Raw genomic sequence first — 20,665 nt, 5'->3', positions numbered from 1 at the left:
TGTTTGGGCGCGGCGGCGTTGCTGATGCTCGCCGCCTGCGATCCGGGGCCGGTCAAGACCAAGGCGGACCACGCGCAGGACGCGCGCACGCAGGCGGCGCGCGACGCAGCGGAGGGGCGTATCCCCTGCGCGCTGGGTGGCGGCGATGACTTCACCACGCGCTGCACGATCGACCGGGCGCAGACCCAGGATGGACTGATCCTGACCGTGCGCCATCCCGATGGCGGCTTTCACCGGCTACGGGTCACGCGCGATGGGCGCGGGGTAGTTGCTGCCGACGGCGCAAAACCGGCGAGCGTGACGATCATCGACAAGGATGCGATCGAGGTGGAAATCGACGACGCGCGCTATCGCTTGCCCGCTACGGTAAAGGGCGCGGGCGGAAAGTGAGCGCAGCGCGGCGATCGGGCTGGGCGCTGTTCTGGCTGATCGTCGCGGTCGCAGCCTGCTGGTTCCTGACCGACTCATTCGCCTTCATTGCCACGCGGGAAGCTCCGACGGGTGAGACCTTGTGGGGGCGCCGAGTCTGGTATTTCGCGCATGTCGCGCTGGCGATACCCGTGCTGCTGATCGCGCCGATCCAGTTTGCGGGATCGCTGCGCGCGCGCTGGCCATGGTTGCACCGGGCGCTGGGGCGGGCCTATCTCGCGGCATCGCTGTTGGCCGGGGTGTTTGCGCTGCATCTGGGCAGCACGATCGCGGCGCAGGAGACGCAGGTGCCCCTGACGCTGTTCGCGGCAGTGTGGATCGGCTTCGTGCTGATCGCGTGGCAGGCGGCGCGGCGGCGACGGTTCGACTTCCACCGCGCGTTCGTCATCCGCGCCACGGCGATCGCATTGTCGTTCGTGTGGGTGCGGATGATGGCGGCGGGCGATGGGGTCATGCTCGGCTTTATCGAAAATGCGGAGGTGCGCGCGGCGACGCGGGGCTGGCTCAGCTTTGTCCTGCCATTGCTTGCGGTGGAATTCTGGCTGCACTGGTGGCCCGCCGCGAAGTCGCTATTTGCGCCGCGCCGCGATTGAGCCTATCGCCGCTGCTGCCAGAGGGCCGGGCGGCCGCGTTGCATGCAAATGCACCGAGGAAAGTCCGGGCTCCACGGAAACACGGTGCCGGGTAACGCCCGGCGGTCCCGGTTCGCCGGGGTCAGGGAAAGTGCCACAGAGAGCAGACCGTCCACTGCCTTCGGGTAAGGACATGGGTGAAAGGGTGCGGCAAGAGCGCACCGCGCGACCGGCAACGGAAGCGGCACGGCAAACCCCACCGGGAGCAAGATCGAATAGGGGCCGCGCATCGGGAGTTCCGCCCGGCGGCCCGGGTTGATTGCTTGAGCCCCCATGTAAATGTGGGCCTAGAGGAATGGTCGCCTATCGCGCGCACCTCTCTGCAAGGGGAAAGGGCCGCGTGGACAGAACCCGGCTTACAGGCCCTCTGGCATCCAATTTCGTCTGAATTGCGGGGCTTGTCACCGCCGCCCCCGCTGACCGATAGTGGACGGCGAAGGTGGGACAGATGAAACGCAGCTTCGTCCTATTTGCGGGCGCATCGCTCGCCGTGATGACCCCCGGCCTTGCCGCGGCGCGGGAGGGCGATCTGCGCAAGGCGTGCGCGCAAGAAGCGCGGCTGCCGACCCCCGACGACAAGACCGGCGTCGAGTTCGACGACATGGTCGCCGAGCGGGCCATCGAACTGTGTCGTCGCGCGCTCGAAGCCCATCCGCGCGACGCGGCGGTCATGGCCAATCTCGGGCGCGCCCTGAGCAAGGCTGGCGAGGACCAGGCGGCGTTGGGCCTGATCGAGCGAGCCGCTGCCGGAGGTAGCCTGCAAGCAATCAACACGCTGGCACAGATGTATGAATCCGGCAGTGGCGTGCCGAAAGATACTCAGCGCGCCTTTGCATTGGCCAAGTCGGGGGAGAAAGGTCGCAACGTCTGGCTGCTCGGACGGTTGGCCGAATATTATCTGAACGGCATCGGGACGCCGGCGAACGTACCGGCGGCGATCGCCACCTATGCGCGCGCGGCCGAATTTGGCCACGCCGGCGCGGCAGAGACCCTGGCGGAACATTATCGGTTAGGCACCAGCGGGCTGCCCCAGGACTTTGCGCTTGCCCGCAAATGGTATCGACGTGCGATGCAGCTGGGCGAACCGGACGCCATAGCGGCGCTGGGGTACATGGCCGAGGAGGGACAGGGAGTTCCCAAGGATCCGGTCGAGGCGCGCCGGTTGTACCGGCTCGCGGCCGATCAGGGGTCGGGTTGGGGCGCGGAGAATTACGCCGTGATGCTCCAGTTCGGCGAGGGCGGTCCGAAGGATGAAAAGGGCGCCGCGGACTTTGTGCGTCTGGCGGTCGATCGTGGCTCGACCAGTGCCATGCGGCGCCTCGGGTCCTTCTATGAGCACGGGGTCGGCGTCGTCAGCGATATTCAGATGGCGATCGCATGGTATCGCAAAGCTGCCGATGCCGGCGACACCGACGCGATGGTACGCCTTGGCGTCATGGCCCAGGCCGGCAGGGGCATGCCCCGCGACCTGGAAGCCGGCCGCGCCTGGTTTCTCAAGGGCGCCGAGCTCGGCAGCATGAGCGCGACGCGTAGCCTGGCCCTGGATCTGGCAGCGGGCGAATTCACCGGTGTCCCCAGCGACAATCCGGCGGCGATCCGGCTGTATCACAAGTTGGCGGACAGCGATGATCCAACGGACATTGCGATGGCCGCCGATGTGTTCGCGGCCGGCAAGCAGGTGCCGATGGACCTCAAGGCCGCGCGCAAATATTATGAAAAGGCGCTCGCGGCCGGTGAGGACAGCGCTGCGCGGGACCTTGTCGAAGTGATCCTGCGTGACGCGCCCGATGATGCCGATCGGGCCGAGGCGCTGCGTGTTCTGACCGCGCGCGCCGAACTAGGGGCGGGCTGGGCGCTTGCCGCGCTCGCCCATCCCGGACCGTTGATCGAGGCGGGCGGACTGAAGATCGATAGCGCGCCATGGCGCCGCAAGATTGTAGCGCTGACGGACCCGAAGGTGCTGATCGATGTCGCCCAGGCGTTGCAGGCGGGCAAGCTCGCGACGCAGCAGTTCGGGCTGGCGGTGCAATATACCAAGGCCGCCAGCGACCCGTCGGTGGCGAAGGAATATCAGCTCAAGCTGATGCTCGACCTAAAGCTGCAGGAAGCGGCGCTGCGCGAGCTGGCGCGTTATGCCGAGGGGGACGAGTTCAAGGCGCTGCCGGAGGGTCGCAGGACCGCGTTGCTTGCGCAGTTCGACACGCCCTCTGCGTTCAACTTCAACGGCGATGCATCCTACATTCCGCTGTTCGAAGCGCTGGCGAAGCTGGGGATGCGAGAGGCCGCCGCCAAATATGCCTGGCGGCTGCTCGATGATGGCGCGGGCGACCCGACCGCAGCGTTGAAATGGTTCGAGATCGCCGCCGAACGTGGTTCGGCAGATGCGCAGCGCGCGATCGGCTATCTGCACCTCAGGGGCTTCGGGGTCGAGAAGAGCGCAGTCAAGGCGGTGCGCGCATGGGAGGAAGCCTATCGCCGGGGTGAGAGCAGCGCGGCGATGAGCCTGGCGCTCTATTACAAGGGCGAGTTGGAGTTCACAGAGGCCGAGCGGGCCGGCGCACCGCAATATGACCGCGCGCAGGCGTTCGAATGGATGCAGCGTGCGGCGTCGTTCAGCTTTGCCAATGCAGTGATGCTGGCGCGTATGTATCTCGCGGGCGACGGGACCAAGGCTAATCCGAAGGAAGCGATCCGGCTGCTGCGCTGGGCGGTGCATTGTGGCGATTACAGCGCACGCGTGGCGCTGGGTGAGGCATATCTTCATGGATCGGGCGTCGCCAAGGATCCGGCGATGGCGCTGCGCTGGTTCCGGCATGCAGCGGCGACGCAGTGGAGCGGGGGCGCCGAGGCAATGGTGCGGGCTTCGGCCTTGGGCTGGGGCATGAGCGCCGATGTCAAGCAGGCGCGCTACTGGTTGTCCGAGGCGGTGCGGCGCGGCGGCTACGATGCCAAGCAATGGCAGGCCGCGTGCGGGGCACAGGCAACGATCAAATGCCTGCTCAAGATCGAAGGCTTCACCCCGATCCCGATCGGCCCGCAGACCGAGGGGCTAGCGGCGGAGCCGACGTTCGAGGCGCGCGAGGCGGTGCTGCGCAAAGAGCTCGACACTGCGGTCGACAATGGGTCCGAATATGCCGTGTTCGAAGGGTTTCGCAGTCTGGAGGAACATTATCTCCTCTATGGCAAGATGGACCAGTATCTGGCGACCAAGGTCCGGTCATTGGCGATCAAGGAAGCGGCGCTCGCCAGCCGGTTCGGCAGCCGCGACAATTATTTCGCCCTGATTGAATCCTCATGCCATTGGTCGAGCGCCGCCAATGAGGCCAGCAGCGGCGGTCGGCGTGAGGCGGCCTTGTTCTTCGCCAAGATCGCGGTGAACAAGCTGCAGGACGCACGCAAGCGGATATCAGACCTCGATCCGTCGATCCGCGAATGTTTCATCCGCGTGCACCAGGACCGCTACCGCTATCTCGCCGGCATTTTCATGGAAATGGGCCGGTTCGGCGAGGCCGAGCATGTGCTGGCGATGCTCAAGGATTTCGAGAGCTATAACTATACCCGCGACAAGCGGCGCGAGGGCGAGGCGTTCGACCAGATGCCGCTCGACGCCAAGCAGACGCAGAGCATGGCTGCATTCGACGCGGCCACTGCAGCGCTGGCGCAGGCGGGGGCGGCGCGCGACCGGCTTGTTGTGCTTCAGCGACAGGGCAGTTTGACCCCCGCGCAGCAGCAGGAACTGGCCGCTGCGGTCACTGCGCTGGCGGCTGCGCAAACTGCGTTTCGCAGCGAGCTGGGCGAAGTCGCCAATGTCGTCGCCGAGCTCGATATTGCGCTAGCCCCGGATCGGCAGGCAAAGGCGGATCGGGTCGCGCAGATCCAGCCGCGCCTCATGCCCGCCGTGCGACGGTTGGGAAAGGGAGTTGCTGCACTGCACGCGGTCGTGTTGCCCGATCGTATTCACTGGCTCATCACCACCGCCAGCTTTCAGAAGTCGGTCGTGGTGCCGGTCGACATGATCGCGATGCGCAAGGACATCGGCCTCTATCGCCAGGCGATCAGCGACAAAGCGGTGTTCATCACCGACCCTGCCGCGAAGCTCTATCGGTCGCTGTTCGAGCCGGTGGACAGGGCCCTGCGTGCAGCGGGGATTCAGCATGTGATGCTCTCCCTCGACGATGCGCTGCGCTATCTGCCGATGGCGGCGCTGCATGACGGCAAACAGTGGCTGGCGGAGCGCTATGCGTTCAGCGCATTCCGCTCGATTGAGGAGGTTCAGACGGGCCCGTCCAATGCGACCGCATGGAGTGTAGCAGCGCTGGGCGCGAGCCAGGGCGGGGCGGGGCTTAGCCCATTGCCTGCGGTTCCGGCCGAGTTGGCGGGGATTGTCCGTGCCGAGGGTGGGGCAACCGGGGTGCTGCCGGGGGTGGTCAAGCTGGACGGTGCGTTCGACCGCGCGGCGCTGGGCGCAGCGATGAGCGGCAGTTATACTGTGATCCATATTGCGTCGCACTTCGCGCTCGATCCGGCGCGAGCGGATAAGTCGTTCCTGCTGCTGGGGACGGGTCAGGAACTGCCACTCACCGAGTTCATTAAAGACGGGGGCTTTACGGCCTATGAGGTCGATTTGATTGCGCTTTCGGCCTGTCAGACCGGCGTACCCGGCGGAAACCAAAACGGGTCGGAGGTCGATGCGAGCCTGGCGGAGATCGCGCAAGGGGCGGGCGCGTCGGCGGTTCTGGCCTCACTCTGGTCCGTTGCGGACGAATCCACTGCCGTGCTGATGCAGCGCTTCTACGCGATCCACGCCAAGGGTGGGTCAAGCAAGGCCGAATCGTTGCGCCAGGCCCAGATCGCCCTGATGACAACGCAGGGCGGAACCGGCACCGACCGCGGCAATGGCCGCGCGCGACAGGATGGTCCGACCGGGCCGGCCGTTACCGGCTATGCCCATCCATTCTATTGGGCGCCCTTCGTGCTGTTGGGCAATTGGCAGTGATAGCGGGGGAAGTACGAAGGTGTGGCCTTGCTGATCACCCCAGCGCGCGAGAGCGCCGTGATGAGACCTCATGAGCGGCGGCTCGCTCGTTGGTGGAGTGACGGTTAGGTGAAGCGGGGGAGATGATATCTTCGCCGTGGATTGCGCAGGCGTAGTGATAACGATGTATCGCGACTTCGCTCGAAAGAAAAAAGGGAGGGCAATCGTCGAATTTTAGGGTTGCGGGTGCATCCAATGGCCTATTTATTGTGCGGAAATAGGGGGGTGCATGTCGAGGAGCGATTGGACGGTCGAAGACGTTGCCGGTCTTTTGAGGGATGGCGAGGGTAAAGTTCATCCCTGCTGCCTTTTGATTGGTGCGGGCGCATCCCTGAGTGCGGGGATTCCATTGGGCGCAGGGTTTGTGGCCAAGATTAAGGAACTGCATCCTCAGGCCTATGCGCGAGCAAAGCGCACAAACGGAGACTCCGAGCCCGACTATGGCAATTGCATGGCAGAGATCGGCGAGGCTAACCGCGCCGATCTGGTGCGAAAATTTGTCGACGAAGCGAAGACCAATTGGGCGCATATCGGTATCGGCAGGCTGGAGCGTGCGGGCATCGTCGATCGTATTCTGACTACTAATTTCGACCCGCTCGCGTCCCGTGCCTGCGCGCTCTTCAACCGCTTTCCCGCCGTCTATGACTTGGCGGCGCTTCGTGACGACGACGGGGAAGGCCGAAATGCGCGATTCATCCCGGCCTTCGTCAAGGGCTCAGCGATCTACCATCTGCATGGTCAGCATACCGGTTTCCTGCTGCTCAATACGAATGAGCTGCTGGAGCAGCAGGCGGACCGGGTAGAGCAGGCGCTGCGCGAGGCGATGGGCGGGCGGGTAGTGATCGTGTGCGGTTATAGCGGCGAGAATGATCCCCTGGTCACGCGGATCGCGCGGATGGGCGCATTTCCGCACAAGCTGATCTGGGTACGTCATGATGATGCCGATCCGTGTGAAACGGTCTGCGATGCCTTGATCGACCGCTTCCAGGATTGTCACGTCGTGCGTGGGATGGGCGCGGATCAGTTTTTCACGGAACTGGCAAATAACTTGGAATTGCCCCAGCCGGAGTTCCTTATCGATCCGTTCGCGCACATGCTGGGGGTGCTGGAGGAGATCAGGCCATATAAGACCTTGGACGACCGTGGAGTCGATCTGCTCGAACAAGGACGCGAAATGTTGCGCCAGGCTGCGAGCGCGCAGCAACAAAAGGCACCCGACCAGTCGGACATCGCGCGATTGATGGGCGAGGAGCGGTATGACGATGTGTGGGCTCAGTTCGGCGCTGGTGCATCGGAGCGCAACGAAGCCGAGCGAGATCTAATCGCTTGGGCGGCGATCATGGGAGGTAACGGGCTTTCCGATCAGGCGAAGCAGAAGCGTGGGGCTGAGGCGGACGCTTTATTCGCGGAAGCGGGCGAGAAATATGCCGCAGCGCTAGCGATCAAGCCGGACAGTCATGAAGCGCTTTACAATTGGGGGGTGGCGCTTTGCGATCAGGCGAAGCAGAAGCAGGGAGCCGAGGCGGATGCGCTTTTTGCGCAGGCGGGCGAAAAATATGCCACCGCGCTAGCGATCAAGCCGGACAAGCATGAAGCGCTCAACAATTGGGGTTTGGCGCTTTACGATCAGGCGAAGGAAAAGCAGGGAGCCGAGGCGGATGCGCTTTTTGCGCAGGCAGGCGAAAAATATGCCGCCGCGCTAGCCATCAAGCCGGACAAGCATGAAGCGCTCAACAATTGGGGTTTGGCGCTTTCCGATCAGGCGCAGCAAAAGCAGGGGGCGGAGGCGGATGCGCTGTTCGCGCAGGCGGGCGAAAAATACGCCGCCGCTCTCGCGATCAAGCCGGACAAGCATGAAGCGCTTTATAATTGGGGGGTGACGCTTTCCGATCGGGCGAAGCAGAAGCAGGGCGCCGAGGCGGATGCGCTGTTTGCGCAGGCGGACGAAAAATATGCCGCAGCGCTAGTGATCAAGCCGGACGATCATGAAGCGCTCAACAATTGGGGGGTGGCGCTTTCCGAGCGGGCGAGGGAAAAGCAGGGGGCGAAGGCGGATGCGCTGTTCGCGCAGGCGGGAAAAAAATACGCCGCCGCTCTCGCGATCAAGCCGGACAAGCATGAAGCGCTTTACAATTGGGGGGTGATGCTTTTCGATCAGACGAAGCAGAAGCAGGGAGCGGAGGCGGATGCGCTGTTCGCGCAGGCGAGCGAAAAATACACTGCGGCGCTGGCGATCAAGCCGGACGATTATGAAGCGCTCAACAATTGGGGGGTGATGCTTTCCGATCGGGCGAAGCAGAAGCAGGGAGCGGAGGCGGACGCGTTATTCGCGCAGGCGAGCGAAAAATACGCTGCAGCGCTAGCGATCAAGCCGGACAAGCATGAAGCGTTCAACAATTGGGGGGTGATGCTTTCCGATCGGGCGAAGCAGAAGCAGGGAGCGGAGGCGGATGCGCTGTTCGCGCAGTCAGAGGAAATTCTCCTGCGCGTGGAAGCAATCAAGGAGGGGAGCGGCAGCTATAACCTTGCATGTATCGAGGCGCAGCGGGGTAATATAGCGGCGGCGATTAAGTGGCTGAGGTTGGGGAAGGATAAGAGCTCGGCCTTCCCCGATTGCGCGCACATCGCCGCTGACTCGGATTTCGACCGGATTAGAGACGAGCCTGAATTCCGCAAGGTGCTTGCGGAACTCGGCTGCTGAACGTCACGCTGCCTTGCGCCGCTCCGCCATTTCCTCGTTCAGCATTTCCGCGAGCAGGAAGGCGAGCTCCAGGCTCTGGCCCGCATTCAGGCGCGGATCGCAATGGGTGTGATAGCGGTCGGCGAGATCGTGCTCGCCGATGTCGATCATGCCGCCGGTGCATTCGGTGACATTTTGGCCCGTCATCTCGGCATGGATGCCGCCGGCATAGGTCCCTTCGGCACGGTGGACGGCGAAAAAGCCGCGCACTTCGGCGAGGATGCGATCGAACGGCCGAGTCTTGTAACCGTTCGCCGCCTTGATCACATTGCCGTGCATCGGGTCGCAGCTCCACACGACCGGATGCCCCTCACGCTTTACCGCGCGGACCAGCTTGGGCAGGCCGTCCTCGATCTTGTCATGGCCATAGCGGGTGATCAGCGTCATCCGGCCCGGGGTGCGGGTCGGGTTGAGCGTATCGAGCAGGCGCAGCAGCGCGTCGGGCTCAAGACTCGGGCCGCATTTCATCCCGATCGGATTGCCGATGCCGCGCAGAAACTCGACATGCGCGGAGCCGTCGAACCGGGTGCGGTCGCCGATCCACAGGAAGTGCGCGCTGGTGTCGTACCAGTCGCCGGTCAGGCTGTCCTGCCGGGTCAGCGCCTGCTCATAGGGGAGCAGCAGCGCTTCGTGGCTGGTGTAGAAATCGGTGCGCTTGAGTTGGGGCACAGTCTCGGGATTGATCCCGCACGCCTCCATGAAGTCCAGCGCTTCACCGATGCGGTCGGCGACATCCGCGAACTTGTCGGCCCAGGGGCTGCGGCCCATGAAGTCGAGCGTCCATTTATGCACCTGATGCAAATTGGCGTAGCCGCCGCTGGCGAAGGCACGCAGCAGGTTCAGCGTCGCCGCCGACTGGGTATAACCGCGGATCATCCGCTGCGGGTCTGGAATGCGCGCCTCCGGAGTAAAGGCGATGTCGTTGACGTTGTCGCCGCGATAGCTGGGCAGTTCGACCCCGTCGATCGTCTCGGTATCTGCCGAACGCGGCTTGGCGAACTGGCCCGCCATGCGGCCGACTTTCACCGTCGGCAGCTTTGACGCGAAGGTCAGCACCACCGCCATCTGCAGGATCACGCGAAATGTGTCGCGGATATTGTTCGGGTGGAACTCGGCAAAGCTCTCGGCGCAATCGCCGCCCTGCAGCAGGAACGCCTCGCCGCGTGACACACGAGCCAGCTCCTGCGTCAGCGCGCGCGCCTCGCCGGCAAAGACCAGCGGGGGGAAATTGGATAATGTATCGGTTGCAGCTGTCAGTGCGGCCCTGTCGGGGTAAATTGGCAGCTGTCGAGCTTCGGCGCGGGTCCAGCTGTCAGGGGTCCAGTCCATCGCCTGCTCCAGGTTGCGGACATGGACATACCAGTCCTGATGATGTGCAATGCCGTTCGCGGCAATCTGGTTGAGCACGGCGGGAGAGGCGCGCTTCCCGTCCTCTTCCCAGCCCTGCACAGTCGAACCGGGCGTGTCGAACCACGCGCCAAATGCAGCGCGCGACATTGAGCGTTCCTCTCGGAAGCGGCGAATTTTTGAACCGGCTAACGTCGTCATGCGGCGGCCTTACCCGCGTTGGGTAAGTCATTGCAACCCTCAAATTCACCCGCCGGGGGTAAATGCGGTGCTGCGTGGATTTAGCGGTTCAGCCGAGCTTAATCGAGCAATGTGCGATAGACGGGACAGCCAAGGAGACCAGCATGTTCCGAACCCTTCTTATCGCATCGCTGGCCGCGTCTCCTGTAATGGCGCAGGATCAGGCTGGGACCGACAGCGGCGCACCGCCGCAGCGGGTGCGTAGCGTGCTGCTCTATGGCGAAGAGTCCTGCCCCAAAGCCGAGAGCCCGGACGAAGTCGTGATCTGCGCCCGTCCCGGCGACTCGCCGTTCCGCATTCCCAAGGCGCTGCGGAAGACCGAGCCGGGACCGGAAGGCACAAGCTGGGTGCGCCGCGCCGAGCTGGTCGATGAGGTCAATCGCGCGACGTTGCCCGGCAGCTGCAGCCCGATCGGCAGCTATGGCCAGAGCGGTTGCACCATCCGGATGCTGCAGCAGTGGAAGGCGGAGATGAAGGCGAAGAAGGATGAGGAAGCGGCGATGCCGCGCGGCTCCGAACTCGACGATTAGTTACTGGCCGAAGCCGGGTTCGGCGGCGCGGGCGATCGCTTCGCGGGCGGCGGCGAAGAGGGCGCCGGCCTTTGCCTCGCACTCGCGTTGTTCATAGACCGGGTCGCTGTCGGCAACGATGCCCGCGCCGGCGGTGACGTGCATCGTCCCGTCCTTCACGATCGCGGTGCGCAAGACGATACAGCTGTCCATCGACCCGTCGGGGGAGAAATAGCCGACACCACCGGCATAGGGACCGCGCTGGTCGCATTCGAGTTCGGCGATGATTTCGCACGCGCGCACCTTTGGCGCGCCGCTGACGGTTCCGGCGGGAAAACCCGCGAACAGCGCATCGAGCGCGTCGGCGTCAGGGCGCAGCCTGCCCACCACGTTCGACACGATGTGCATGACATGGCTGTAGAATTCGACGGTGTAGCTGTCGGTGACGGTGACCGATCCGGCCTGTGCCACCCGGCCGACATCGTTGCGGCCGAGATCCAGCAGCATCAGATGCTCGGCACGCTCCTTGGCATCGGCGAGGAGGCTTGTGCGGTTCGCCTCGTCTTCCTCGCGCGATGCTCCCCGGGGGCGAGTGCCGGCGATCGGGCGGATCGTAACCTCATCGTCGCGGACGCGGACGAGGATTTCGGGGCTCGACCCGGTCAGGGCAAAGCCGGGCAGGTCGAGGAAATAGAGGAAGGGCGAGGGGTTCACGCGGCGCAGCGCGCGGTACAGCTCGATCGGTGGGAGGGTGAACGGCGCGGTGAAGCGCTGGGCGAGGACAACCTGAAATATGTCGCCCGCGGTGATATAGTCGCGGGCGCGGTCGACCATGGCGGCGTAGTCGCTGGCGGGCACGACCGGCTGCGGAATCACGTCCACCGCGTCGGCAACCGCGCGGGAAGGCAGCGGTGCGGCGGCGAGGCGGGCGGCGGTCGCCTCGATCCGATCGGCGGCGATCTCGATATGCTGCTCCGGATCGCGCGCAGCATCGGGCCAAACCGGTGCGACGAGGAACAGCGAATCCGCCAGCCGATCGAAGATCAGGATGACCGTCGGCCGGACGAAGATCATGTCTGGCAAACCGAGTGCGTCATTCGCGGCCCGGGGCAGCGTTTCCACCAGTCCGATCGTCTCATAGCCGAAATAGCCGACCAGACAGGCGAGAGCGCGGGGCAGTTCGGCCGGGACGTCGATGCGGCACGACTGGACCAGCGCCCGAAACGCTTCGAGTGTCGGACCATCGGTCTGGACGAAGGCGTCGTGGTCGGTCAGCCAGCGCGCATTGACCTCGGCGGTCTGGCCTTGCGCGCGGAAGACGAGATCGGGGGCGAGGCCGATCATGCTGTGGCGACCGCGCACCGCGCCGCCCTCGACCGATTCCAGCAGGAAATCGCCGCGGCCCGGCTCGATCAGCTTGAGCGCGGCGGCAACCGGGGTGTCGGTATCCGCCAGCTGCCGCCGCCAGATTAGCGCTGGCCGACCGGCGGCGAGTTCCGCGCGGGCGGCGTCGAGCCCCTCAGTCCCCCCGCGCATCGCGATCAATTGCCGCCCGTCGCCTGACCGCTCAGCTGCGCCTTCAGCGCGGCAATGGCGGCTTCGTTGCGCTTGACCTTCACCGCCTTGCGCGCGGCGGCGGCGAACTGTTCGGCATATTCATTGCCGATCAGCTGGCCCAGCTGACCGCGGGTCTGACCGATCAATGCGGCGTTGCCCTTGGCATTGCCCTCTTCGATGTCGTCGAGCTGGACGATCCAATATCCGCCACGTTCGGGTGCGGGGATCGCCTTGGCCTTTTTCTCGGCCATGCTGAACATCAGGCGGACCGGCGGGGGCAGCTGCTCGCCCATCTGGGCGAGCTGGCCGCGCGAGGCGTCGAGCGGCTGGATCGCGGGCAGGTTGAGACCGCTTTCCTTCATCGCCTGAGCGATCGGCATGCCCTTGCTCAGCTTGGCAACAATCGCGTTGGCGGCCGTGCGCGCGCCGTCGAGCTGGCGGCTGCGGACGAGATCGTCGGCCACGTTGGGGCGAATTTCGGCAAGCGGACGGGGGGCGGCGGCGACGACCCGATCCGTTTTGACCAGTGCGAACGCGCCTTCCTCGCCAAGCGGGATCAGCTGGGGATCGTCGCTCGCCTCCATGGAGAAACCGGCTTGGGCGATCTGCGCCAGCGTGGGATCGGGCGCGGCTTCACCGGCCATCGCGGTGCGGCCGTCGGCGAACAGCGGAGCGCTGGTCTCTGCCTTCAGCTTCGCCCCCGCGACCACCTCGTCAAAGGTCGAATTGCCGGCGATCTCGCTGTCAATCTTGGCGCGCAGATCGGAGAGCGCGGTTGCCAGCTTGGTCTTGGCGATCGTCTGGGCGAGTTCGTCGCGGACCTGATCAAGCGATTTGCCGGCGACCTGCTCGATCCCTTCGACCCGGACAATGTGCCAGCCGAGCGGCGAGCGCAGCGGGCCGACCACCGCGCCCTGCGCACCGGCAAAGGCGGCGTTGGCGATCGCGGCGCTGCTGGCCCGGGCGAACGCTTCCTTTTCCGCATTCTGCACGGTCGATGCCTGGAGGCCCGCCGCCTTGGCGGCGTCTGCCATCGACGTACCGGCCTTTACCTTCGCCGCGATGCCCTTGGCGGCATTTTCGTCGGCGACGATGATCTGCGCCAGATTGCGACGGGTGGTGGCGGCATATTGCGCGGCGTTCTTCTTGTATTCGGCCGCGATTTCCGCCTCGGTCGCCTTTGCACCGGCTTCGAACTGCGCCGGAGTGACGACGGCGTAGCGGACCACGCGACGTTCGGGCAGTGTGTAGCGGCCCACATTCTTCTTGTAATAGGCCTGCAGCTCCGCCTCGGTCGGCGGATTGCCCGGGGGAATCGCGCCGATCGGAATATAGCCGACCGAGCCCTTGCGGCGTTCCAGCATCAGCGAAGCATAGGGCAGCGCCAGTTCGGCTGGCACCGGGCCGGGATCGGCAATCGGGGCCATCAGCCATTGGACCAGGGTTTCGCGGCGAATGTCGCTGCGCACCTGTTCGGCGGTGATGCGCTGTTCGGACAGGAACTGGTCGAAACGCTGCTGGCTGAACTTGCCATCGAAGCCCTGAAATGCCGGGATCGACGCGATCTGTCCGTCGATTGCGGCGGGGGAGACGACCATGCCGTGCTGGCCGGCATATTCCTCCAGCGCCATGCCGTCGATCACCTGGTTCAGCACCTGTTCGAACCCGCCGGTGCGGACGAACTGAGCCATGTCGAGCATCGGCTGTTGCTGGCGGACGCGCTCCAGCGCGTTGCGCAGCCGGTCCTGCATCTCCTGCTGCGTCAGCTTCTTGTCGCCGACCTGGACCAGCGCGCCGCTGGCCGAGGGGCCGCCCACGCCCAGATTCTGGACGTCCATCATCGCAAACCCGACGCCGAGCGCCACCAGCAGCAGCAGGGCAACGATCTTGCCGGGGGTCGAGAAGATGATGCGGCGGAAATTGGTGAGCATGGAAACCCGCTGAAATGGGAAGAATTGGGCCCGCTTTAGGGGGCAGGGCGACGGGCATCAAGCGACAACGGTAGCTGGCCATGGCAAGGTGCTTGTGCCGCTTGGCCGTGCGGCCTATCCGCCTGTCCAATAGTGGACAAAGGGGAAGCGGGATGCGGCGCAAGCTGGTGGCGGGCAATTGGAAGATGAACGGCGTCACCGACTCGCTGGGCGAGGTGGCGGCGATTGCCAAGGCGGCGGCTGACCATCCCGGCGTCGATGTCGCGCTGTGCCCCCCGGCGACGCTGATCGGCCCGGCGGTCGCGGTCTCGGGCGGGATGCCGATCGGCGGGCAGGATTGCCATGAGCATGACAGCGGGGCGCATACCGGGTGCATCTCTGCCCCGATGCTCAAGGACGCGGGCGCCACGCTGACGATCGTCGGGCATAGCGAGCGGCGGGCGGACCAGAACGAGACCAGCCATGACGCCTGGGCCAAGGCGGCGGCGGCGCATCGCCATGGCCTGAACGTCATCCTGTGCGTCGGCGAGACCGAGGCGGAGCGCAATGCCGGGCGCGCCGAGCGGGTGGTGCAGGCGCAGATCGAGAAATCGGTGCCCGAGGATGCGGACGGCAGCTGGTTCACCCTGGCATATGAGCCGCGTTGGGCGATCGGCACCGGACGCACCCCGACGCTGGAGGAAATCGAGCTGATCCACGCCATTGCCCGCGCCAAGCTGGGCATGATGGTCGGCGCGGAGAAGGCCGAGGCGATCCGGATCCTGTATGGCGGATCGGTGACCGGGGCGAATGCGGCGAGTATCCTGGCGGTCGACAATGTCGACGGCGCGCTGGTCGGTGGAGCGAGCCTGACCGCCGAGAAGTTCGTGCCGATCATCGCTGCGGCGGCGACGCTGTAGCCCGGATGGCAGACGCGCCCCCCGATGTGCCGGAGACGCGGGCGCGGCGGATTGGGCGCTGGGCGCTGGCGATCTTCTATGCGGCGGCTGGCGTGGCGCATTTCCTGTTCACCGACGCGATGGTGCGGATCGTGCCGGCATGGGTGCCATGGGATGCGCGCGAGGTGGTCCTGACCACCGGCGCGGCCGAGCTGATCTGTGTCGCCGGGCTGATGACCCGCAAGTGGCGGTTGGCGGCGGGCTGGGCGCTGGCGCTGTATGCGCTGTGCGTATGGCCGGCCAATGTGAAGCACGCGATGATCGACCTGGCGTGGCTGGGCGGGAGCGGGACGGGGCTGTCGGCGTGGTACCATGTGCCGCGATTGCTGGCGCAGCCGGTGCTGATCGCGTGGGCGCTTTGGGCGGTTGGTGCGGTGCGGGTGGAGCGGAGTGTGACGGCGGCGGGAAACTGACGAAGTTCCGCGCAACGCGCTTCATTCTGTCAGCTTCGGACGGCGCTTTGGCGGTTCGGGAGGCTCGGCCAGCGCGGCCATCGCCATGCGGAAATCGGGGCGGGTGATCGTGCCGATCTGACGCCCGCGATAATAGCGCGGGCGGGTGACGCCGTTGAGCGCGCGGTCCATCGCCATGCTGAACAAGCGGTCATAGCCCATCATCAACGCCGCATCCCATGCGCGGGCGAAGTCGGCCGCCTCGGGCCGCTCGCGCAACTTGTAGGCGGTTTGGCGGCTCATCCCCACCGCTTTGCAGGCGCGGGTGACGGTGCCCATGACCGCGAGGGCGTGGATGAAGTCCGTTTGGCGGCGGGCAGTCCAGCCATCGGCGCGGCCACAGGTGGGGGCGGGCGTGAAGGCGAGGATGGCTTCATCCTCGTCACACGCGGCGGGCGGGGTGGGTGAGTCGTTCATCCACCAGTTTATGTGCTGGGATGGGGGTTGTAGGAAAGGGGTTTGTTTGCGATTTGTTCTCGTGAGTCTGCGGCGGTTGAGCGATGTTGGTCAATTATCGCCCGATCTGCCTGAACCGTCGTCCGCTCGCGGGCATTTCGAAACAGCCATTGGCGTTTAGTCGTACTTGGTCCCGTATGTCGGGCCAGAGATCAATAACGCGGGAGGCCTGCTTGTAGAGAGGCGCTTTCTGTAGCGACGGTGGGAAGAAAAGGCCAACCAGTCCAGCGCCGATAAAAGCGTCGCGCGACGGTCGTTGCTTCGCGATACGGCGATCAGCGGACAGCACGGCCCAGCGTCCCTCACGGCTTAACGCAGTGATCCACTCGGCGTCCTTAAGGTCGCTGCGTCCAAACTTGTCTCTCAGCGCAACTATCTCGTCGCCATCTGTTTCAAATATTAGGTGAAGTGCTCTGGTGAGCCGAGGCGGCAGGTCATTGTCGACCATCACCTTCACGCGGCGATCGCAGCCTTTAGCTGGCTTTCAAACTTGAGCGCGTCCCGCACGGTCGCGGTTGCGATCTCGAAGAGCTTTGCGACCTTTTCTACGGAGCCCTCAGCGCCCACTGCCTCCGCTAGCCGCTTCGTCGGAATGCCGCTGTCATTTGCGATTGGCTGCCCAAACGAGCGTTCTGGATCGGCCACAATTGTTTGTTTCTGCGGAAGCAGGAACCATCGGGTCGCTCGATGCTCGTCAAACACAAGGTCCAGAAAAGACCTCTCAATCACCTTCGCAAAGGCATGCTGCTGTGATCTCAGGTCGATCACGTCATGCTTGCCGTCATCACCGACGCGTTCAAGAAATAGCCGCTTGCCATCAGTGCGGAAACTCGCGCTAGAAAATGGATGATCGTCCTGCGCAATTTCGGCTGCTGTCCTCAGGCATGCCCGAATTGTCGGCATTCCAATTCCAAGCCTACGAAGATTTCCTACCATCCTGGCTTCAATTAGATCGCGAAAACCAAGGACCGGCTCTTCCTGCTCCGTCCCGTACTCTGGTGTCCAAAGGGGCGCTTGAGTCGTTTGTGGCCCGTGATGATCGTATGAGTACCCAAACAACCATCGGCGGAGTGCCGACGCTGGCACACCCGTAAGCCGGGCTGCTTCAGGAGGCGAGTATGCGCCAATGCCAAAAGCTGCGGTGCTCATGGCGTTGCCTTACCACGCCTAGGTTAAACGCAATCCAAAAAAATGGCCATGACCGCCACATTGACCCCGCTGGGCATCAGGCGGATCTTACCCTCTCCCCGCGAGCAGAGAGAGGGGGGAGAAAGTTCTCACCGACGGCGCGCGCTTGAACCGCCGCGTCTTCCGTCATACCATCCCGGCATAGCGCCAGAGGCCCCCCGATGGAATCCACCCGCCGCCTTGATATCGAACTGCCCGAAGATCTGGCCGACGCCGTTGAGGCGCGGGTCAGTGCGGGGGAGTATGCGAGTGTGAGCGACATGGTCGCGGACGGGTTGCGGGCGCTGGCTGAGCGGGACGATGATCCGGCCTGGGATGCCGACGTTGAGCGTTGGTTGCGCGAAGAGGTGGTGCCGACGGCGCAGCGGGTGCGGGAGGGCAAGGAGCGGCTTTACTCGCCCGAAGAGGTGTTGCTCGAACTGGAGTCGCGTCGCGCGAAGCGTTCGGCGGACAAGTGAAGCGCTACACCGTCCAGTTCACCGATCATGCGATCGACCAGTTGGAATCGCTCGAATTGTATATCGGCGAGCAGGGCGATCCGGAGACCGGCGCGCGCTACGTCACCTCGGTTGTCGCGCATTGCCGGAAGCTGGACGTGTTTCCCTTTCGAGGAACTCCGCGCGATGATCTGATGCCGGGATTGCGGACATTGTCGTTCGATCGGCGGGTAGTGATTGGTTACCTCGTCAACGACGATGCGGTATGGGTCGTTGGCCTGTCCTATGGTGGGCGGGACTTGCGCGGGGTGTTTGAGAGGGACGCTTGAGGGCGCGCTTCGCGTTGCCATGACTCCTCCACCCCAACCCCTCCTCTAAAGAGGAGGGGCTTTTTTAGGCGTCGATGGTGACGAAGCTGTCCATCACCCGCTTCCGCCCGCTCGTCTCGAACTCGATCTCCAGCTTGTTGCCTTCGATCTCCACAATCGCGCCATAGCCGAACTTCTGGTGGAAGACGCGCATGCCGAGCGACAGGTCGTCGCGGCCCTTGTTGCCGAGGCTCACCGCGCTGCCGCGGTTTTCGACCACACGCTTGGGAGCGGTGGTGAAGGACGAAGAAGGCGCGGCGGCGCGTTGCCAGCCGGGGCCGCGGCCGGTGCCTCTCCCGACATGGGCGAAGGGGTCGGCGTGTTCGCTCCAGTTGGCGCGCCATAGGCTCGCGCCGCCGGTCATCGTGCTCTCCTCCTCGATATGCGCCTTGGGCAGTTCGCCGACGAAGCGGCTGGGGATGCTGCTGGTCCATTGGCCGTAGATGCGGCGGTTGGCGGCGTGGAAAATGGTGGCGAGGCGGCGGGCGCGGGTGATCGCGACATAGGCGAGGCGGCGTTCTTCCTCGAGGCTGGCGAGGCCGCCTTCGTCGAGCGAGCGCTGGCTGGGGAAGACGCCTTCTTCCCACCCGACGAGGAAGACGGTGTCATATTCCAGGCCCTTGGCGGCGTGGATGGTCATGATCGTGACCTTGGGCTCGTCGGCGTTGTTCTCGTTATCCATGACAAGGGAGACGTGTTCGAGGAACGCGCCCAGGGTTTCATACTCCTCCATCGCGCGGACGAGTTCGGAGAGGTTTTCGAGGCGGCCGGCGGCTTCGGCGGTGCGGTCCGCCTGCCACATCGCGGTGTAGCCGCTTTCGTCGAGGATGATCTGGGCGAGTTCGGTGTGGGGGAGGTGGCCGATGCGGGTTTCGGGCATCGCCTCGCCTTCAGGGACGGGGGCGCGGAGCATCTGGCTCCAGCGGGCGACGTCGCCGACGAAGCTGCCGAGTGCGCGGCGGGCCTGCGGGGTGAGTTCGTCGGTGTCGAGGATGCGCGCGGCGGCGACGAGGAGGGGAATCCCCTCGGCACGCGCGAGCATGTGGATCTTGGCGATCGCCTTGTCGCCGAGACCCCGCTTGGGGACGTTGACGATGCGTTCGAAGGCGAGGTCGTCGGCGGGCTGGTGGACGAGGCGCAGATAGGCGAGGGCGTCGCGGATTTCGGCGCGTTCGTAGAAGCGGAAGCCGCCGACGATGCGATAGGGCAGGCCGGTGGCGATGAAGCGGTCTTCGAACTCGCGCGTCTGGTGCTGTGCGCGGACGAGGATGGCGAAATCGTCGAGCGATTTTCCGGTGCGGATGCGGGCGGATTCGATCTCTTCGCCGACGCGGCGGGCTTCTTCCGGGCCGTCCCACACGCCGATGACGCGGACCTTCTCGCCCTCGTCGATCTCGGTCCACAATTCCTTGCCGAGGCGGCCGCTGTTGTTGGCGATCACCGCGCCGGCGGCGGCGAGGATGTGGGGGGTTGAGCGGTAATTCTGTTCGAGGCGGATGACCTTGGCGCCCGGAAAGTCCTTTTCGAACTTCAGGATGTTTTCGACCTGCGCGCCGCGCCAGCTGTAGATCGACTGATCGTCGTCGCCGACGCAGCAGATGTTCTTGCGCTCCTGTGCGAGCAGGCGGAGCCAGAGATACTGGACGCTGTTGGTGTCCTGATACTCGTCCACCATGATGTAGCGGAAGCGCTGTTGGTACTGCGCCAGCACGTCGCGGTGGGTGCGCAATATGGTGAGCATGTGCAGCAGCAGGTCGCCGAAGTCGCAGGCGTTGAGCGCGCGCAGACGGTCCTGATATTGCTGGTAGAGCGACTGGCCCTTGCCATTGGCGAAATGTTCGGACTCGCCCGCATCGAGCATGTCGGGGGTCAGGCCCTTGTTCTTCCACCCGTCGATCAGGCCGCCGAGCTGGCGCGCGGGCCAGCGTTTTTCGTCGAGGTCGTTGGCGACGATGAGCTGCTTGATCAGGCGGAGCTGGTCGTCGGTGTCGAGGATGGTGAAGTTGTTTTGCAGCCCGACCAGTTCGGCGTGGCGGCGCAGCATCTTGGCGCCGATCGCGTGGAAGGTGCCGAGCCACGGCATCCCCTCAACCGCGTCGCCGACATGGTGGCGGACGCGCTCGCGCATCTCGCGTGCGGCCTTGTTGGTGAAGGTGACCGAGAGGATCTCCGACGGATAGGCGCGGCGGGTCCACAGCAGGTGCGCAAGGCGCGCGGTGAGCGCGGCGGTCTTGCCGGTGCCGGCACCCGCAAGGACGAGGACCGGGCCGTCGACGGTGAGCACGGCTTCGCGCTGCGGCGCATTGAGGCCGCGCAGATAAGGGGGGTCGTCGGCGGAAGGCTGAGGTACGGACATTGTGAACAGGTAGGGAACGACGCGAGTCGGGGCAAGCGGGATTGCCGTCT

At 64.8% G+C, this 20,665-nt stretch carries 16 protein-coding genes and 1 other RNA gene; 10 read left to right on the top strand and 7 right to left on the bottom strand.

Features of this window, described 5'->3' with window-relative positions:
• Positions 1-24 precede the first annotated feature (24 nt).
• From ACRYLO_RS06770 to ACRYLO_RS06750, 5 genes are all read left to right on the top strand, one after another.
• Entirely contained in the window at positions 25-390 is a 366-nt protein-coding gene (locus tag ACRYLO_RS06770) for a hypothetical protein (protein WP_482659458.1), read from the top strand.
• Positions 387-1,022 (top strand): DUF2306 domain-containing protein, encoded by a 636-nt coding sequence (locus ACRYLO_RS06765; RefSeq protein WP_482659457.1) that lies wholly within the window; start codon positions 387-389, stop codon positions 1,020-1,022. The genes ACRYLO_RS06770 and ACRYLO_RS06765 overlap by 4 nt, the downstream gene beginning before the upstream one ends.
• 17 nt (positions 1,023-1,039) lie before the next feature.
• Positions 1,040-1,436, top strand: an RNA gene (gene rnpB / locus ACRYLO_RS06760) — RNase P RNA component class A.
• 73 nt (positions 1,437-1,509) lie between these two features.
• On the top strand, positions 1,510-6,057 hold the full coding sequence (locus tag ACRYLO_RS06755) for a CHAT domain-containing protein (RefSeq protein ID WP_482659456.1): 4,548 nt from the start codon (positions 1,510-1,512) through the stop codon (positions 6,055-6,057).
• Between the two features lie 490 nt (positions 6,058-6,547).
• Positions 6,548-8,797 carry a TPR end-of-group domain-containing protein gene (locus ACRYLO_RS06750; protein ID WP_482659455.1) on the top strand — a complete coding sequence of 750 codons (2,250 nt, stop codon included), beginning with the start codon at positions 6,548-6,550 and terminating at the stop codon, positions 8,795-8,797.
• A gap of 3 nt (positions 8,798-8,800) precedes the next feature.
• Here ACRYLO_RS06750 and ACRYLO_RS06745 read toward each other — a convergent pair whose 3' ends face one another.
• Positions 8,801-10,165, bottom strand: a complete 1,365-nt coding sequence (locus ACRYLO_RS06745; protein ID WP_482661691.1) for a class II 3-deoxy-7-phosphoheptulonate synthase — start codon at positions 10,163-10,165, stop codon at positions 8,801-8,803.
• Between the two features lie 362 nt (positions 10,166-10,527).
• Here ACRYLO_RS06745 and ACRYLO_RS06740 point away from each other — a divergent pair, with 362 nt between their 5' ends.
• The gene (locus ACRYLO_RS06740; RefSeq protein WP_482659454.1) at positions 10,528-10,953 is read left to right on the top strand and encodes a hypothetical protein; all 426 of its coding nucleotides are present in this window, start codon (positions 10,528-10,530) and stop codon (positions 10,951-10,953) included.
• Here the strand turns inward: ACRYLO_RS06740 and trpE are convergent, their stop codons facing one another.
• Positions 10,954-12,468 (bottom strand): anthranilate synthase component I, encoded by a 1,515-nt coding sequence (gene trpE, locus ACRYLO_RS06735; RefSeq protein WP_482659453.1) that lies wholly within the window; start codon positions 12,466-12,468, stop codon positions 10,954-10,956. It abuts the gene before it with no gap.
• 5 nt (positions 12,469-12,473) lie between these two features.
• On the bottom strand, positions 12,474-14,420 hold the full coding sequence (locus tag ACRYLO_RS06730; RefSeq protein WP_482659452.1) for a SurA N-terminal domain-containing protein: 1,947 nt from the start codon (positions 14,418-14,420) through the stop codon (positions 12,474-12,476).
• A 152-nt stretch (positions 14,421-14,572) separates the two neighbouring features.
• Between ACRYLO_RS06730 and tpiA the strand changes: the two genes are divergently transcribed.
• Both tpiA and ACRYLO_RS06720 read left to right on the top strand, forming a co-directional pair.
• Positions 14,573-15,319, top strand: a complete 747-nt coding sequence (tpiA, locus tag ACRYLO_RS06725) for a triose-phosphate isomerase (RefSeq protein WP_482659451.1) — start codon at positions 14,573-14,575, stop codon at positions 15,317-15,319.
• A 5-nt stretch (positions 15,320-15,324) separates the two neighbouring features.
• On the top strand, positions 15,325-15,771 hold the full coding sequence (locus tag ACRYLO_RS06720) for a DoxX family protein (protein WP_482659450.1): 447 nt from the start codon (positions 15,325-15,327) through the stop codon (positions 15,769-15,771).
• A 21-nt stretch (positions 15,772-15,792) separates the two neighbouring features.
• Here ACRYLO_RS06720 and ACRYLO_RS06715 read toward each other — a convergent pair whose 3' ends face one another.
• The 3 genes from ACRYLO_RS06715 to ACRYLO_RS06705 form a co-directional block, all read right to left on the bottom strand.
• Complete coding sequence (locus tag ACRYLO_RS06715) at positions 15,793-16,227, bottom strand: hypothetical protein (protein WP_482659449.1); 435 nt, start codon at positions 16,225-16,227, stop codon at positions 15,793-15,795.
• Between the two features lie 94 nt (positions 16,228-16,321).
• Positions 16,322-16,714 carry a PIN-like domain-containing protein gene (locus ACRYLO_RS06710; protein ID WP_482661690.1) on the bottom strand — a complete coding sequence of 131 codons (393 nt, stop codon included), beginning with the start codon at positions 16,712-16,714 and terminating at the stop codon, positions 16,322-16,324.
• 5 nt (positions 16,715-16,719) lie between these two features.
• Complete coding sequence (locus ACRYLO_RS06705; RefSeq protein ID WP_482659448.1) at positions 16,720-17,415, bottom strand: DUF433 domain-containing protein; 696 nt, start codon at positions 17,413-17,415, stop codon at positions 16,720-16,722.
• A gap of 200 nt (positions 17,416-17,615) precedes the next feature.
• Here ACRYLO_RS06705 and ACRYLO_RS06700 point away from each other — a divergent pair, with 200 nt between their 5' ends.
• Together ACRYLO_RS06700 and ACRYLO_RS06695 are read left to right on the top strand one after the other, a co-directional pair.
• Positions 17,616-17,912 carry a ribbon-helix-helix domain-containing protein gene (locus ACRYLO_RS06700; RefSeq protein WP_482659447.1) on the top strand — a complete coding sequence of 99 codons (297 nt, stop codon included), beginning with the start codon at positions 17,616-17,618 and terminating at the stop codon, positions 17,910-17,912.
• Positions 17,909-18,220 carry a type II toxin-antitoxin system RelE/ParE family toxin gene (locus tag ACRYLO_RS06695; RefSeq protein ID WP_482659446.1) on the top strand — a complete coding sequence of 104 codons (312 nt, stop codon included), beginning with the start codon at positions 17,909-17,911 and terminating at the stop codon, positions 18,218-18,220. The genes ACRYLO_RS06700 and ACRYLO_RS06695 overlap by 4 nt, the downstream gene beginning before the upstream one ends.
• A gap of 64 nt (positions 18,221-18,284) precedes the next feature.
• On the opposite strand, the gene ACRYLO_RS06690 is transcribed toward ACRYLO_RS06695, so the two are convergent.
• The gene (locus ACRYLO_RS06690; RefSeq protein WP_482659445.1) at positions 18,285-20,615 is read right to left on the bottom strand and encodes an ATP-dependent helicase; all 2,331 of its coding nucleotides are present in this window, start codon (positions 20,613-20,615) and stop codon (positions 18,285-18,287) included.
• Positions 20,616-20,665: the final 50 nt, after the last annotated feature.

The organism is Sphingomonas sp. SDUR79 (genome assembly GCF_056821745.1).
The sequence above is the reverse complement of the archived record's forward strand: the minus strand, read 5'-3'. Positions and strand labels throughout refer to the sequence as shown.